This is a genomic window from Pseudocitrobacter sp. RIT415 (genome assembly GCF_003057695.2).
Taxonomy (GTDB): Bacteria; Pseudomonadota; Gammaproteobacteria; order Enterobacterales; family Enterobacteriaceae; genus Pseudocitrobacter; species Pseudocitrobacter faecalis.
Genome location: NZ_QBJC02000008.1, coordinates 50,722 through 65,188, shown reverse-complemented (window position 1 = coordinate 65,188; position 14,467 = coordinate 50,722). Strand labels below are relative to the sequence as shown.

Here is a 14,467-nt window from a genome sequence, read left to right as displayed (position 1 = left end):
TCGCCACTTGAAAAACCCAACAGATGGATTGAATTGCCTTCATATGATCAGTCGTATTGACGGGCAGTCATTTTGAGGTGTTAAAGTTCATTTATCGAAGGCGTTTATTTTATTGTTTGTCAGAATGCAGAAGCATTATGAAAGGTCCCCCTTAAAAGGTGGCCTTTTCTCTTTCAGAAGAGATGAAAACGTCATTCGTTTTGTCAGCCCTGTATTATTTGAGTGATGGAGAAATAGGGGGATTATAGTGCTGGACGAGTACAGCAAACAATATTCTTAAAATCATATAGTTACAAAAGTGTAGGTTAAAATATAGTTTTTAATTTATGGTGGAAAATAACCTTTAATAATCAGCTTTGACACACCAATGCATCATCGGCGTGTGGGCGTCAAGGTTATCAATCGTACTCATCGAATTCGTTATTCCATTCTCTTTACTTTTAATGCGTTAGTGAGAATTTCGCATCTCATGCGCGACCACGAAAGTGGACAGGTTCGCGTCAACGCCGCCGATGAAATTCAGCTTATTGGAGGGGCGATTGTACCATCAATACGATGTTGATTTAACAATCTGCGCGGTTGTGCGTTGTGCCTTCCAATTGTGGTTTAAGATCGGTTTCCTGTGACAGGGTGATGGTAATGCATTCACAGGTTGTAAGGTGTATTATCTATGCAACTTATTTAGGGGGGCGGGGATGTCAGGCAAACGCATTGAACGAGAAAAACAGACTATCCGTTGCATGATTTCGCTTTATCAGCGGCAATGCCCGGATGCACAAGCTGATGAGGAACACTATCAGGCGCTGAACCGTTATGCCGATAAACGCCTCGACAAATGCGTATTCGGTGAAGAAAAGCCGGCCTGCAAACAGTGCCCGGTGCACTGTTATCAGCCGGCGAAGCGCGAAGAGATGAAGCAGATAATGCGCTGGGCCGGGCCACGAATGCTCTGGCGTCATCCGATTCTCACCGTCCGCCATCTGATTGATGACAAACGCCCTGTACCGGAACTGCCTGAAAAATATCGCAAGAAACCCAGTACGAAATAGTTATCCGCCCATCACCACCCGATAGCCAGCGCGTTCCACTTTTTCCCGCAGCGGGGCGATATCCTGCTCCGCGGGGGCGGGGATGCCTGCCATCTGCCAGACTTTATCGAGCTGGTGGTATTTGGGTTCACCATACTGATGGAACGGTAACAGATGCACTTCCGCGATGGGAAGCGGGGCGAGAAACGCCAGGATTTGCGCCACATTTTCGTCGGTTAACGTAAAACCGGGGATCAGCGGTAAACGCGGCGTCACCCGCATGCCTTCCTCCAGCAGTCGCTGGAAATTATCCAGCACGCGCGGTTGATTGATATTCAGCACCTCGCGGGCGCGTTCGGCATCCATGATTTTGAGATCAAACAACACCTCATCACAGGCTTGAGCCAGCGGCAGCAAACGGCTGAATGCGGTATCGCCTGCGGTTTCAATCGCGGTGCGAATGCCTAACTGACGCAATCGCTGTAAAAAGCGCGTCGCAAATTCTGCCTGCATCAATACTTCTCCACCGGACAGCGTGACACCGCCGCCTGATGCGCGAAAGAAGATTTCATCTTTCAGCACGTCACGCTCAAGCTGTTCCAGCGTGACGTCGCGGCCAATATGTTCCCATGCGCCAGACGGGCACTCATCCGCATCCTGGCGGCAGCGCACGCAGCGCAGGCATTTACTCTCGCGGCGCACGGTTTCGATTCTGGGCGACAGAGATTCCGGGTTGGCGCACCACGGGCAGCGATGCGGGCAGCCTTTAAAAAAGACCACCGTGCGGATGCCCTGACCGTCGTTCAGCGAATAGCGCTGGATATTGAAGATGCGCGCCTTGTCGGCACGCATTTCAGTGACCTCACAGCTGATGCGCGGTGCGGCGGATGATGTCATCCTGAATCTCCTTCGACAGCTCAACAAAGAAGGCGCTGTATCCGGCCACGCGCACCACCAGCCCGGCAAAATCCTGCGGGCGCTGCTGGGCTTCGCGCAACATATCGGCGTTGACCACGTTGAACTGCACGTGCTGCAACTTCAGTTTGGTGAAGGCGAGAAGGAAATCAGAAAGTTTGCTCAGGCCGCCTTCGCCTTCCAGCGTTGCCGGGGTAAATTTCACGTTCAGCAGTGTTCCGTTAGAGAGCAAATAGTTATCCAGTTTACTCACCGATTTCAGCACCGCCGTTGGCCCCTGACAATCCTGGCCCAACATGGGTGACAATCCGCCATCCGCCAGTTGCTCTCCGGCAAAACGGCCATCCGGCGTTGCGCCAACGACTGAACCCAGCGGCACGTGTGCGGAAACCGTATAGGAACCCGGTGTAAACTGACCGCCGCGCGGGTTGCGGTATTTTTCCACCTCTTTGCAGTAAAAACGCAGCAAATCGGCGCTGATATTGTCCACTTTATCAATATCGTTGCCGTATTTATCGAAACGGTTAATCAGGCGTGCGCGAACTTCTTTCCCTTCTGGTGTTTCGAAGTTGGCTTTAAGCACCGCCAGCAGTTCATCGAAGCTCATGCGTTGCTGGTCAAATACCATGCCTTTTAACGCGTGCAGCGAATCGCTCAGGTTGGCGATACCGATGCCCTGCACGCCGGAGAAGTTGTAGCGCGCACCGCCTTCAGTGATATCTTTGCCATTGACCATGCAGTCGCTGATAAACGATGAAAGCAGCGGCACAGGAGCCCAGTCGCGATGACCGATATCGCAAATATTGCTGCCTTCAACCATTAACTTGATGTAATGGCGGATCTTGTCGCGGATCTGCGCCTGCAAGCCCTCCCAGTCGATATCCGGATTGCCCTCATTTTCATGCAGCACGATTTCCATCACCTTCAACAGGTTAAACATGGCGATATCGTGCAGCCCGTAGGTGCGCCCTGGGATCGACAGCTCAACGCAGCCGACCACCGCGTAATCGCGCGCATCTTCCAGCGACACGCCACGGTTTAAAAACGCCGGAACCACCACTTCATCGTTAAAAATTTGCGGAATACCGGTTCCAAGGCGAATGGTCTCGGCGGTTTTACGCAGGAACGGGCGATCGATCAGTTCATTGATGCGCACGCCAAGGTTTGGCTGTGGCAGGCGCACGCTCTGGTAAGCATCCAGACACATAAACGAAAGGGCGTTAACGGCGCTGCGGCCATTCTCGGTTAAACCACCGAGCAGTGCGGTATAGCCCGTCGGGAAACCAGCAAAATAGCGGGCGCTGCTGGTGGAACGTAGCAGCACGATGTCGTTACATTTCACCCACAGGGATTCCAGCAATTCGCGCAGCGTTTGCGCGTCAACGCCACGGTTGAGCGACGCCTGCCAGAAGGGCAGCATGTACTGATCGAAACGGCCCAGGGAAATGGAACTGGCGTTAGATTCGTATTGCAGAATGATGTTCATATACCAGAACAACTGGCACGCCTGATGGAAATCTTCCGGGCGCTGTTCGGCGTTATGGCGTGATGTCGCAGCGATAGAGAGCAGTTCCTGACGGCGCATGGCATCCTGGCACGCTGCGGCCAGCGTTTCGGCCAGTTCGGCATAGCGCAGGATATGACGTTGCGCGGCCTCCAGCACAATCAATACCGCGGCATAAAAATGATTTTCGGGCTGCCGATCGCAGTGCGTTTTCATCTCTGAAACCAGCGCGGCGAGGCCGTTATTCAGCAAGCGCGGGTAGTCGATAATGATATGACCCTGGCCTTTATCGGTCTGGTTAACGCTGAAAATCTGCGTACCAACAGCGGCTTTCACGTCATCGGTCATCTGGGCGTTAATGAAATCTTTCATCGAGCGCTTTTCCCAGTAGGGGAAAAGTTCTTCGCGATAGCAACGCTTGTCGTCGTCGCTGATGGCAAACCGATCCTGCGGACGCGTCGGGAACTGATCCAGCTCTTTGAGCAACCAGTAAGGATCCATTTCCGGTGACATAATCCCGGCGCGCGGCTTAATCGTGCGGTTACCGGCAATCAGTTCATCATCGCGAATGCTAATGGCGACATTGTCCAGAATGTGCGCGGTGGCTTTGGCGCGGCGAATCATCACCGGCTCGCCTTCTGTCTGGCGATGGCTTTCGGTGTAGAGCAGGGCGCGCTCAAGTGAAATTTCACGTGGGTGAGCGAAAAGGGCGTCTTTCAGGCGTTCAATGCGATGGGTCATGTGGGTTGCTCCTCAGAACAGGTGATGCGTCTAAGGTAGGCAAATCAGGGGGGCGAAGACAGGAGACAATCTGGCGAAATACTGGATTATTGTACGCAGATTTTGAAAGTGAGATCTCTGTTTTGTCCTGTATTAAAAACAACAGCGCCATTGATTTGGCGCTGTGTATGTTTGCGTGTTTAGGGGATCAGAGCGTCTTTATCAATGCCCAAACGCTTCATGCGCGACAGCAGCGTGGTGCGCTTCAGCCCCAGTCTTTGCGCCGCGCCTTTTGGCCCGGCGACGACGCCGTTGGTCTCTTTCAGCACGCGCGTGATCAGCTGGAATTCGTCTTCCCCTTCCATTGCACACGTCGCGGCTGGCGCGACAGGCTCATCAGGCTTGAAGGCCAGTTCCGGCAGCGACAGTTGCAGCACGCTGCCGCGCGTCAGCAGCACGGCGCGCTCAATCACGTTTTCCAGTTCACGGACGTTACCCGGCCACTCCATACGTTCCAGGGTGCGCAGAGTTTCCGCCGGAATGCTGTCGATATTGCGCCCCAGACGGCGGGCGATTTTAAAGGTGAAGGCTTTCACCAGCAGCGGAATATCTTCCGGGCGCTCGCGCAGCGGCGGCAGGTGGATCGGGAAGACGTTCAGGCGATAGTAGAGATCGCTACGGAATTCGCGATCGGTCACCATCTGTTTCAGATCGCGATTGGTGGCGGCGATCAGACGCACATCGGTGCGGATCAATTTATTGCTGCCGAGACGCTCAAACTCCTGCTCCTGTAATACGCGCAGCAGTTTTGGCTGAAGTTCCAGCGGCATGTCGCCGACTTCATCAAGGAACAGCGAGCTTTTATCGGCCAGTTCAAATCGGCCAATGCGTTGCGTATTCGCCCCGGTAAACGCACCGCGCTCGTGGCCAAAGAGATCGCTTTCCAGCAGCCCGGCAGGCATGGCGGCGCAATTCATTTTCACCATCCGGCGACCGTTACGGTTGCTGAGGTTGTGGATCGCGCGGGCAATCAGCTCTTTCCCGGTGCCGGTTTCCCCGAGGATCAGCACCGTGCTGTCGCTTTGCGCCACCATTTCAACCTGCTTGAGCACGCTGTACATGGCTTCGCTGCGACCAATGATTTCGCCGAACTCGCTTTCAACGTTGTTAAGCTGCTCGGTTAGCGCCAGGTTCTCATCCACCAGCCGCTCTTTCAGTCGATGAATTTCCTGATAGGCGAGAGCGTTATCTACCGCGATGGCCACGCGTTCGGCAATCTGACGCAATAGCTTAAGGTTGGTAGCGGTAAAGACTTTTTCATCGCACTGGGCAAGTTTCAGCACACCCAGCATGGTATTACCCGACATCAGCGGCAGCAGGCACAGAGTCTGGATCTGGTTATCCCACATGTCGAACAGCATGCGTTCATAGGGCGCGAGATTATCCTGCTCACGCAGGTTGAGCATCAGCATCTCTTTGCTTTTGAATACACGCTCGGTCAGCGTACCGGCTTCACTCACTTCGCTCTGATCGTGAACCGGATCGTTCACATCCAGATAGTGTGTGGAGTAGATGTTCAGTTTGCCCTTGCGATTGCTGCGCAGCACGATGCTGATGGCGTCGATGCGAAAGTAGTAGTGGATCTCTTTGGCTACCGCACTCACCAGGTCATCCATATCCAGACGCGAGAGGACGGCGTTGGTAATGGCAACCAGAATGCGGAAGTTATCGCGCTCATGGCACAGCAAATCGTAATCGACATTGTTGGTGACCCGAGTCTGAATTTGCTCGGTCACCACGGCGACTATCTGGGTGAAAGTTTGCAGCCGTTGGTACTCTTTTTCCGTCCATGGCTGGTCGGTGTCGCGAATAAATTCGCAGCCGCCGAAAATACGACCCTCTGCGGCGAGTGGCAACAGGCTGTAATGACCAAAAGGCGTATAGAGTTCGCTTGCGGCGAGCTGCGGCCAGGTTTCGCTGAATTCATGATAGTCGCAGTGCAGCGCGTCCGGGCGCGAGAGCAATCGACGCACCGGGCCGTTCGCCAGCAGGCTGTCGTCGTCCCAGGCAATGGGTTTCCCTGCTTCATGCGTCGCATGGTAGCTGGCGCGGTTGTTGCCCGGGTGCAGCAATACGATAGCTGCCCGATCTGCCAGTGCAGATTGCTTCACCAGTCGCGTTAGCGTTTCGCTAAGCGCCGCCAGATCGGGTTGTTGCAGAAGTGTCCGGGTGATATCGAACAGCCCTTGCTGACCGAGATCGCCCATCGGTGTATACGACATTGATTAGCCCACAAACGTACCGTGAGGGTACGGAAAAAGAAAAAAAGAGTAATGGCAGGGCGGAACCTGCTTTTTTGTCGGGTAGCGCTACGCTTACCCGACCTACAACGGCCAAACCGTCATGCCGGTACATGGTGTCGGGGGCGCTACGCTTACCCGACCTACAATGGCCAAACTGTCATGTCCGGCCAACGGTGCCGTGTGGCGCGGTGTTTACCCGTAGGCCGGGCAAGCGTAGCGCCCCCGGCATAATATTGGCACTCAGCAAATCCGCGGCAGCGGCTCGGCGTGCGGAAGATCGAGCGTGCGTTTCACGCCGTACAGCCCGGCGACGCGTACGCCTTTGCGTTCGGTCACTTCGCCAATGATCGCCGCATCGCGCCCCAAAGGATGCGCACGCAGTGCTTCCAGCACGGCGTCAGCGGCTTCGCGTGCCACGCCGATCACCAGTTTGCCTTCGTTGGCGAAATTAAGCGCATCCAGCCCCAGCAGTTCGCACACGCCGCGCACCGCCTCTTTCAGCGGCAGTTTTTGCTCGTGCAATTCAATACCGAAACCGCTGGTGGCGGCATACTCATGCGCCACGGCGTTCACGCCGCCACGGGTGGCATCGCGCAGGGCCTTCACGCCAGGAATATGACGCAGCGCCTGAATCAGTGGTGTCAGTACCGCACAGTCGCTTGCCAGTTCGCCATCCAGCCCCATCTGCTCGCGAAGGTTAAGGATAGTCGCTCCGTGGTCGCCCAGGGTACCGCTCACCAATAATTGGTCGCCCGGCTGCAATTGCGCCGCACCCCAGTGAATATCCGCCGGAATAGCCCCCATACCGGCGGTATTGATAAACAGTTTATCCGCCGCGCCGCGCGGCACCACTTTGGTATCGCCGGTCACGATAGCGATATCCGCCGCTTTCGCCGTCGCCGCCATGCTGTTCACCACTGCTTCCAGCGTCTCCATCGGCAGGCCTTCTTCGAGGATAAAACCGCAGGAGAGAAAGCGTGGGATCGCGCCGCTGACTGCGACATCATTCGCCGTACCGCACACCGCCAGTTTGCCGATGTTGCCGCCGGGGAAGAAGAGCGGGTCGATAACGTAGCTGTCGGTGGAAAAGGCCAGGCGGTCGCCCTGCGCGGTCAATGTTGCCAGCGAAAGGCGCGCCTGATCTTCCTGCTCCGCCAGCCACGGGTTGGCGAATGCCTGCATAAACAGGTCGCCAATCAACTGCTGCATTGCCTGGCCGCCACTGCCGTGAGCGAGCTGAATACTTTTCATGCTTCTGATTCCTGACTGCGATATTGATACCAGGCAGCGCAGGCTCCCTCGGAGGAAACCATCAGTGCGCCGAAGGCACTTTGTGGATTACAGGTGTTGCCGAAAAGCGGGCATTGATGCGGTTTGCAGCGCCCGGTTAGCACGTCGCCGCAGCGCGCGCGCGGATCATCACTCACGTTTTGCGGCGCAGGTTTGAAGTGCGCTTCTGCATCAAAGGATTGATATTTTTCGGTTAACTGCACGCCAGAGTCATTAATAAGCCCCAGACCGCGCCATTCGCTGTCGCCTTTCACGGTAAACACGTCGGCGATAGCCACCTGTGCCAGCCGGTTGCCTTCATCGGGCACGACCCGGCGGTATTGATTCTCTACCTGAATGTTATCCGCTATTTTCTGCTCAACCAGCATGTTCACGCCTTGCAGTAGATCAATCGGTTCGAATCCAGCGACCACTAAGGGACGATGAAAATCGCTGGCGATGAATCCGTAGGCGTCAGTGCCGATGACCATACTGACGTGGCCCGGCGCGAGGAACGCGTCAATGCCGTTGTCCGGTTGCTCCAGCAGGCTACGCAACGTAGGGATGAGCGTGATGTGCTGACAGAAAAAGAAGAAGTTATCGATTTGCTGGATACGCGCCTGTTGCAGCGTAATGGCGGTCGCCGGCATGGTGGTTTCGAAGCCGAGGCCAAAGAACACTACTTTGCGATCCGGGTTCTGCTGTGCCAGTTTCAACGCGTCCATCGGCGAATAGATAATGCGCACGTCCGCGCCGCGCGATTTCGCCTGCATCAGCGAGCCATTTTTCCCCGGCACGCGCATCGCATCGCCAAAGGTGCAGAAAATCACTTCCGGATGACTGGCGATTTCGATACAGCTATCAATGCGCCCCATCGGCAGCACGCATACCGGGCAGCCCGGCCCGTGGATAAACTCGATGTTATCCGGCAGAAGCTGATCGAGGCCGAATTTGAAAATGGCGTGGGTGTGGCCGCCGCACACTTCCATAATGCGCAGCGGGCGCGCGGCGGTGTAGTTCAGAAGCGCCGCACGAGATTTCAGGTGCGCGATAAGCTGCATTACCTGCTCAGGGGCGCGATATTCATCAACGAAACGCATCAGTGCTCCTCGCCATACAGCAGCGCGCCGACGTCCGGCTCGACTTCAAACATGTTGTGTAGCGCCGCGAGCGTGTCGCGGGCTTCTTCTTCATTAATCACGCTCATGGCGAAACCGACGTGCACCAGCACCCACTGGCCGATGCGCGACTGGCCCTGTTCATCCACCGCGCCAACCAGCGTCAGGTCAACGTCGCGCTTTACGCCGCTGACTTCCACTTTCGCCTGCACGCCATCAATGGCGCAGATTTGCCCCGGAATGCCTATGCACATCGCTGTGCCTCCAGCCAGTTTAGCCAGGTGTCCATGCCTTCGCCGCTGGTGGCGGAAATCAGCAGCACTTCAATGTTCGGATTCACTTCACGGGCGTAAGCGATGCACTTTTCAACGTCGAAGTTGAGGTACGGCAACAGGTCAACTTTATTGAGCAGCATGATAGACGCGGCGGCAAACATATGCGGATATTTGAGCGGTTTGTCTTCGCCTTCAGTAACCGACAGTACGGCGACTTTGTGTTTTTCACCCAGATCAAAACTTGCCGGGCACACCAGGTTGCCGACGTTTTCGATAAACAGAATACCGTGATTATCCAGCGGCAGACGCGGCGCAGCATCGGCGATCATCTGCGCGTCGAGGTGGCAACCTTTCCCGGTGTTGACCTGAATGGCCGGTGTGCCGGTGGCGCGAATACGGGCGGCATCGTTCACCGTTTGCTGATCGCCTTCAATAACGGCGCAAGGCACCTTGTCTTTCAGGCGTATCAGGGTTTCGGTGAGCAGAGTGGTTTTACCGGAGCCAGGGCTGGATACCAGGTTCAGCACCAGCAGTTCACGGGCGGCAAAGCGAGCGCGGTTACGCGCGGCGAGCTGATTGTTTTTGTCCAGCACGTCAATTTCGACTTCCAGCATGCGACGCTGGCTCATGCCCGGCGCGTGGGTTCCCGCTTCGCCGTGACCGTAATGCAGGTCGCCGTTGTCGGCACGCGTTGGTTCGAATTGCTGGGTTTTCACGCCCGTAATGGTCATTGCTGGCCGTGCAGCAGAGGCGAAAGGCGCACTGCGAAACGGCGAGTGCGGGTTATGTTCGTCTCCCTCTATATAGAGGTTACCTTCTCCACAACCACAGGTGGTACACATAGCTTACTCCTGGTCTATTTCAATTCGCTGAATCTGTAAACCGTCATCCGCCACAATGTGCAGGTCGTTACTTTGGCATTGCGGGCAGCGGCGCACGTGAACGGAGAGTAACTGAACATATTGCTGGCACTTTTCGCACCAGCACTCCGCCTCTTGTTCTTCGACGTGTAATTTACATCCTTCAGCTAACGTGCCGCGGCATACCAGATCAAAACAAAAGGTCATTGCGCTGGTTTCGACGCAGGAAAATGCGCCAACTTTGAGCCAGACCCCGGTTACGCGTTTTGCGCCGTGCTGGGTGGCCTGCTGTTCGACGATTTCCAGCGCCCGCTGGCAGAGCGTAATTTCGTGCATAACGCCTCCGACATTTCATTGACCCGGTTAATGCAATAACGATGCCAGAGATGAGAACTGATGCATTTGTACTGTCGATGACAGTGTCAAACTGACGAAATGACATGTCACTATTTAATATATGGATATTAAAATCCCTTATCTATCAATGAATTAAAAATTGGCATGGAACGTGCTTATCAGGGTGAGTCTCTATCAACCGGGTAACCTGACATGACAATTTGGGAAATTAGCGAAAAAGCTGACTTCATCGCCGATCGACACCATCGCCAACAGGAACAGTGGCGTATTTACTGCAACTCGCTGGTTCAGGGGATCACGCTTTCCAAAGCGCGCCTGCATCATGCGGTGAATTGCGCGCCGGATAAGGACCTCAGCTTCGTGCTGTTCGAACACTTCGTGCTTTCTGTGAGCCTGGTCGGCGGCTTCAACAGCCACACCATCGAATACACCGTCGAAACGCGTGATGGACAAGACAAAAAATGTATTGCCCGCGCGGAGTTAAACACCGACGGCACCGTGGATAACGGCATCAAATGCCGCGACCGCGAGCAGGTGCTGGAACACTATCTGGAAAAAATCGCCCCGGTTTATGACGCCCTGTATGCCGCGCTGGAAAGCGACAGCCCGGTGACGTTCAACCCGCTGGCGCAAAGCGCGAATACGGCCAAAGTAGCCTGAAGTACCGGTGTGTCGACAGGTGTCGAAATGACACCTGCTCTGCATGATTTCGTCAAAAATGACTGTCACCTGAGGAAGACCTGGTGAACCGTTTTGTAATTGCTGACTCAAGCGTCTGTATTGGCTGCCGCACCTGCGAAGCCGCCTGTTCCGAGACGCATCGCCAGCATGGATTGCAGTCCATGCCGCGTCTGCGCGTGATGCGCAATGAAAAAGAATCTGCCCCGCAGATGTGCCACCACTGTGAGGACGCGCCGTGCGCCACCGTTTGCCCGGTGAACGCCATCAACCGCGTCGACGGTGCGGTGCAGCTCAACGAGAGCCTGTGTGTAAGCTGCAAACTGTGCGGCATCGCTTGCCCGTTTGGCGCCATTGAATTCTCCGGCAGCCGCCCGCTGGATATTCCGGCCAATGCCAATACCCCGAAAGCACTGCCTGCACCGCCTGCGCCTGCACGCGTGAGCACGCTGCTCGACTGGGTGCCAGGCGTACGTGCCATCGCCGTGAAATGCGATTTGTGTAACTTCGACGAAGAAGGCCCGGCCTGCGTACGCACCTGCCCGACCAAAGCGCTGCATCTGGTCAATAACATGGATATTGCTCGCGTCAGCAAACGCAAACGCGAACTGACCTTTAATACCGACTTAGGCGATCTGTCGCTGTTGCAGAGCATGCAGGAAGGAGAGGCGAAATGAGCGTGATGTCGTTAATTGATAGTGCGGTCGCCTGGTTTGCCGCGGCGGCGGTGTTCGCTTTTCTGTTGTCGTTCAATAAACCGCTGAGTGGCTGGGTTGCCGGTATTGGTGGCGCGGTCGGCAGTGCCTGCACAGCGCTGGCGGGGTTTAGCGTGTTAACGCACGCGCAGCCGATTGCCGGGGTGCTCCCGCTGGTCGGTCATCGCGTGCTGGCAACGCCGCTGAATTCCATCTGGCTGATTGCTTTTGGCCTGTGTGGTCTGTTTATCAGCCTGTTTAATATTACCTGGCACCGTCATCCGCAGGCGAAAGCCAACGGCTGGCTGATGAACATTCTTATGGCCGCGGCGGTGTGTGCGACGGTGGCAGATAACCTGGGGTCGATGGTTGTCATGGCGGAAATCATGGCCCTGTGTGGCGCGTTCCTGACCGGTTGCGCCACCTCCGGCAAACTGTGGTTTGCACTGGGGCGTCTGGGCACGATTCTGCTGGCGGTCGCCTGCTGGCTGCTGTGGCAGCGTTACGGCTCGCTGGAATTCTCGGTACTGAATGAACGGACTCAACTTCTGCCGCTGAGCTCGGATATCTGGGTACTCAGCGTACTGGGCTTCGGCCTGCTGGCAGGGATTATTCCGCTGCACGGTTGGGTGCCGCAGGCACATGCCAATGCCAGCGCACCGGCTGCGGCGCTGTTCTCCGCCGTGGTGATGAAAGTCGGTTTACTCGGCATTCTGACCGTCTCGTTGATTGGCGTGAATCAACCGCTGTGGTGGGGTATTGCCCTGCTGGTGCTGGGAATGATCACCGCATTTGTTGGCGGCCTTTATGCGCTGATAGAACACAATATTCAGCGTCTGCTGGCGTACCACACGCTGGAAAATATCGGCATCATTCTGCTCGGCCTTGGCGCTGGCGTCACCGGTATTGCGCTGCAACAGCCGGTGCTGGTGGCGCTGGGCTTAACCGGTGGTCTCTATCACCTGGTGAACCACAGCCTGTTTAAAACCACGCTGTTTCTCGGCGCAGGCGCGGTGTGGTATCGCACCGGGCATCGCGATATCGAAAAACTGGGCGGTATCGGCAAAAAAATGCCGGTTATCTCCATTGCCATGCTGGTTGGCCTGATGGCGATGGCTGCGCTGCCGCCGCTGAACGGCTTCGCGGGCGAATGGGTTATCTATCAATCCTTCTTCAAACTGAGCACCAGCGACCTGTTTATTGCTCGTCTGTTAGGGCCGCTGCTGGCGGTGGGCCTCGCCATTACCGGCGCGCTGGCGGTGATGTGTATGGCGAAAGTCTATGGTGTCACCTTCCTTGGCGCACCGCGTACGAAAGAGGCGGAAAACGCCTGCTGCGCGCCGCTGCTGATGGGCGTGAGCACCGCTGCGATGGCGCTGCTGTGTGTCGTGGGTGGCGTTGCGGCACCGTGGTTGCTGCCGCTGCTGACCTCTGCCGTGCCGCTGCCGTTGCAGACCGCGAGCACCGTGGTGTCTCAGCCGATGATCACCTTGCTGCTGATTGCCTGCCCGCTGCTGCCCTTCATCATCATGCTTATCTTCAAAGGCGACCGCCTGCCGAACCGTTCACGCGGCGCGGCGTGGGTGTGTGGCTATGACCATGAACAATCGATGGTAGTGACCGCGCACGGTTTTGCTATGCCGGTGAAAGAAGCGTTTGCCGTGGTGCTGAAACTGCGCGACTGGCTGAACCCGGTGCGTCTGGTGCCTGGCTGGCAGAGCGCCAGTGCGCCTGCGCTGCTGCGCGGTGTGGCCTTTATTGAGCTTGCCGTGCTGGTGGTGATTGTGATTTCGCGAGGAGCCTGAGAATGACCGTTTTCTTTGCATTACTGCAGGCGCTGGTGCTGTTTGCCGCTGCGCCGCTGCTGTCCGGCATTGCCCGCGTGGCCCGCGCGCGTATGCATAACCGCCGTGGGCCGGGGGTGTTGCAGGAGTATCGCGACATTATCAAACTGCTGGGCCGCCAGAGCGTCGGGCCGGATGCGTCCGGTTGGGTCTTCCGCCTGACGCCGTTTGTGATGGTGGGCGTGATGCTGACCATTGCCACCGCGTTGCCAGTGGTAACGGTGGGCTCGCTGATGCCGTCTCTGGGCGATCTCATCACCCTGATTTATCTGTTCGCCATTGCCCGTTTCTTCTTTGCCATCGCTGGGCTGGATACCGGTAGTCCGTTCACCGCTATCGGCGCAAGCCGTGAAGCGATGCTCGGCGTGCTGGTGGAGCCGATTCTGCTGCTTGGCCTGTGGGTTGCCGCGCTGGTGGCAGGGTCTACGCACATCAGCAATATCGCGAACACCGTTTATCACTGGCCTGTTTCTCACACCCTGCCGCTGCTGCTGGCCCTGTGCGCCTGCGCATTTGCCACCTTTATCGAAATGGGCAAATTGCCGTTCGACCTGGCTGAAGCAGAGCAGGAGTTGCAGGAAGGGCCGTTGACCGAGTACAGCGGTAGCGGATTTGCGGTGCTGAAGTGGGGCATCAGCCTGAAACAACTGGTGGTGCTGCAAATGTTTGTTGGCGTCTTTATCCCATGGGGCCAGATGACCAGCTTCAGCGTTGGCGGCCTTGTGCTGGCACTGGTGGCGGCGGTCGTCAAACTGGTGGTCGGCGTACTGGTTATCGCCCTGTTCGAAAACAGCATGGCGCGTCTGCGTTTTTGTGCCACGTCTCGCGTTACCTGGGCGGGTTTTGGTTTTGCGTTTTTAGCTTTCGTCTCCTTGCTGGCGGCGTGATTAAGAGAGTTTGA

General features: G+C 56.3%; 13 protein-coding genes. 5 read left to right on the top strand and 8 right to left on the bottom strand.

The window, feature by feature from the left end; genetic code table 11:
* The first annotated feature begins 695 nt into the window (after positions 1 to 695).
* Positions 696 to 1,049, top strand: a complete 354-nt coding sequence (locus tag DBY68_RS10445; protein WP_108476387.1) for a nitrous oxide-stimulated promoter family protein — start codon at positions 696 to 698, stop codon at positions 1,047 to 1,049.
* Here the strand turns inward: DBY68_RS10445 and DBY68_RS10440 are convergent, their stop codons facing one another.
* From DBY68_RS10440 to hypA, 8 genes are all read right to left on the bottom strand, one after another.
* The gene (locus tag DBY68_RS10440; protein ID WP_108476388.1) at positions 1,050 to 1,925 is read right to left on the bottom strand and encodes a [formate-C-acetyltransferase]-activating enzyme; all 876 of its coding nucleotides are present in this window, start codon (positions 1,923 to 1,925) and stop codon (positions 1,050 to 1,052) included.
* A complete protein-coding gene (locus tag DBY68_RS10435) occupies positions 1,891 to 4,188 on the bottom strand; it encodes a formate C-acetyltransferase (protein WP_108476389.1) in 2,298 nt (765 codons plus the stop codon). Before DBY68_RS10435 ends, DBY68_RS10440 begins: the two co-directional genes overlap by 35 nt.
* A 179-nt stretch (positions 4,189 to 4,367) precedes the next feature.
* Positions 4,368 to 6,449, bottom strand: a complete 2,082-nt coding sequence (gene flhA / locus DBY68_RS10430) for a formate hydrogenlyase transcriptional activator FlhA (protein ID WP_108476390.1) — start codon at positions 6,447 to 6,449, stop codon at positions 4,368 to 4,370.
* Positions 6,450 to 6,710: 261 nt separating this feature from the next.
* Complete coding sequence (gene hypE / locus DBY68_RS10425) at positions 6,711 to 7,721, bottom strand: hydrogenase expression/formation protein HypE (RefSeq protein WP_108476391.1); 1,011 nt, start codon at positions 7,719 to 7,721, stop codon at positions 6,711 to 6,713.
* The gene (hypD, locus tag DBY68_RS10420) at positions 7,718 to 8,839 is read right to left on the bottom strand and encodes a hydrogenase formation protein HypD (RefSeq protein WP_108476392.1); all 1,122 of its coding nucleotides are present in this window, start codon (positions 8,837 to 8,839) and stop codon (positions 7,718 to 7,720) included. Before hypD ends, hypE begins: the two co-directional genes overlap by 4 nt.
* Entirely contained in the window at positions 8,839 to 9,111 is a 273-nt protein-coding gene (locus tag DBY68_RS10415; RefSeq protein WP_108476393.1) for a HypC/HybG/HupF family hydrogenase formation chaperone, read from the bottom strand. The genes hypD and DBY68_RS10415 overlap by 1 nt, the downstream gene beginning before the upstream one ends.
* Positions 9,102 to 9,974, bottom strand: a complete 873-nt coding sequence (hypB, locus tag DBY68_RS10410; RefSeq protein ID WP_108476394.1) for a hydrogenase nickel incorporation protein HypB — start codon at positions 9,972 to 9,974, stop codon at positions 9,102 to 9,104. Before hypB ends, DBY68_RS10415 begins: the two co-directional genes overlap by 10 nt.
* 3 nt (positions 9,975 to 9,977) lie before the next feature.
* Complete coding sequence (gene hypA / locus DBY68_RS10405) at positions 9,978 to 10,328, bottom strand: hydrogenase maturation nickel metallochaperone HypA (RefSeq protein ID WP_108476395.1); 351 nt, start codon at positions 10,326 to 10,328, stop codon at positions 9,978 to 9,980.
* A 213-nt stretch (positions 10,329 to 10,541) separates the two neighbouring features.
* On the opposite strand from hypA, the gene hycA reads away from it, so the two are divergent.
* The 4 genes from hycA (at position 10,542) to DBY68_RS10385 (ending at position 14,453) form a co-directional block, all read left to right on the top strand.
* Positions 10,542 to 11,009 carry a formate hydrogenlyase regulator HycA gene (gene hycA / locus DBY68_RS10400; protein WP_108476396.1) on the top strand — a complete coding sequence of 156 codons (468 nt, stop codon included), beginning with the start codon at positions 10,542 to 10,544 and terminating at the stop codon, positions 11,007 to 11,009.
* A gap of 83 nt (positions 11,010 to 11,092) precedes the next feature.
* Positions 11,093 to 11,704 (top strand): 4Fe-4S dicluster domain-containing protein, encoded by a 612-nt coding sequence (locus tag DBY68_RS10395; protein WP_108476397.1) that lies wholly within the window; start codon positions 11,093 to 11,095, stop codon positions 11,702 to 11,704.
* Positions 11,701 to 13,527, top strand: a complete 1,827-nt coding sequence (gene hycC / locus DBY68_RS10390) for a formate hydrogenlyase subunit 3 (protein ID WP_108476398.1) — start codon at positions 11,701 to 11,703, stop codon at positions 13,525 to 13,527. Before DBY68_RS10395 ends, hycC begins: the two co-directional genes overlap by 4 nt.
* Before the next feature lie 2 nt (positions 13,528 to 13,529).
* A complete protein-coding gene (locus DBY68_RS10385; protein WP_108476399.1) occupies positions 13,530 to 14,453 on the top strand; it encodes a respiratory chain complex I subunit 1 family protein in 924 nt (307 codons plus the stop codon).
* Positions 14,454 to 14,467: the final 14 nt, after the last annotated feature.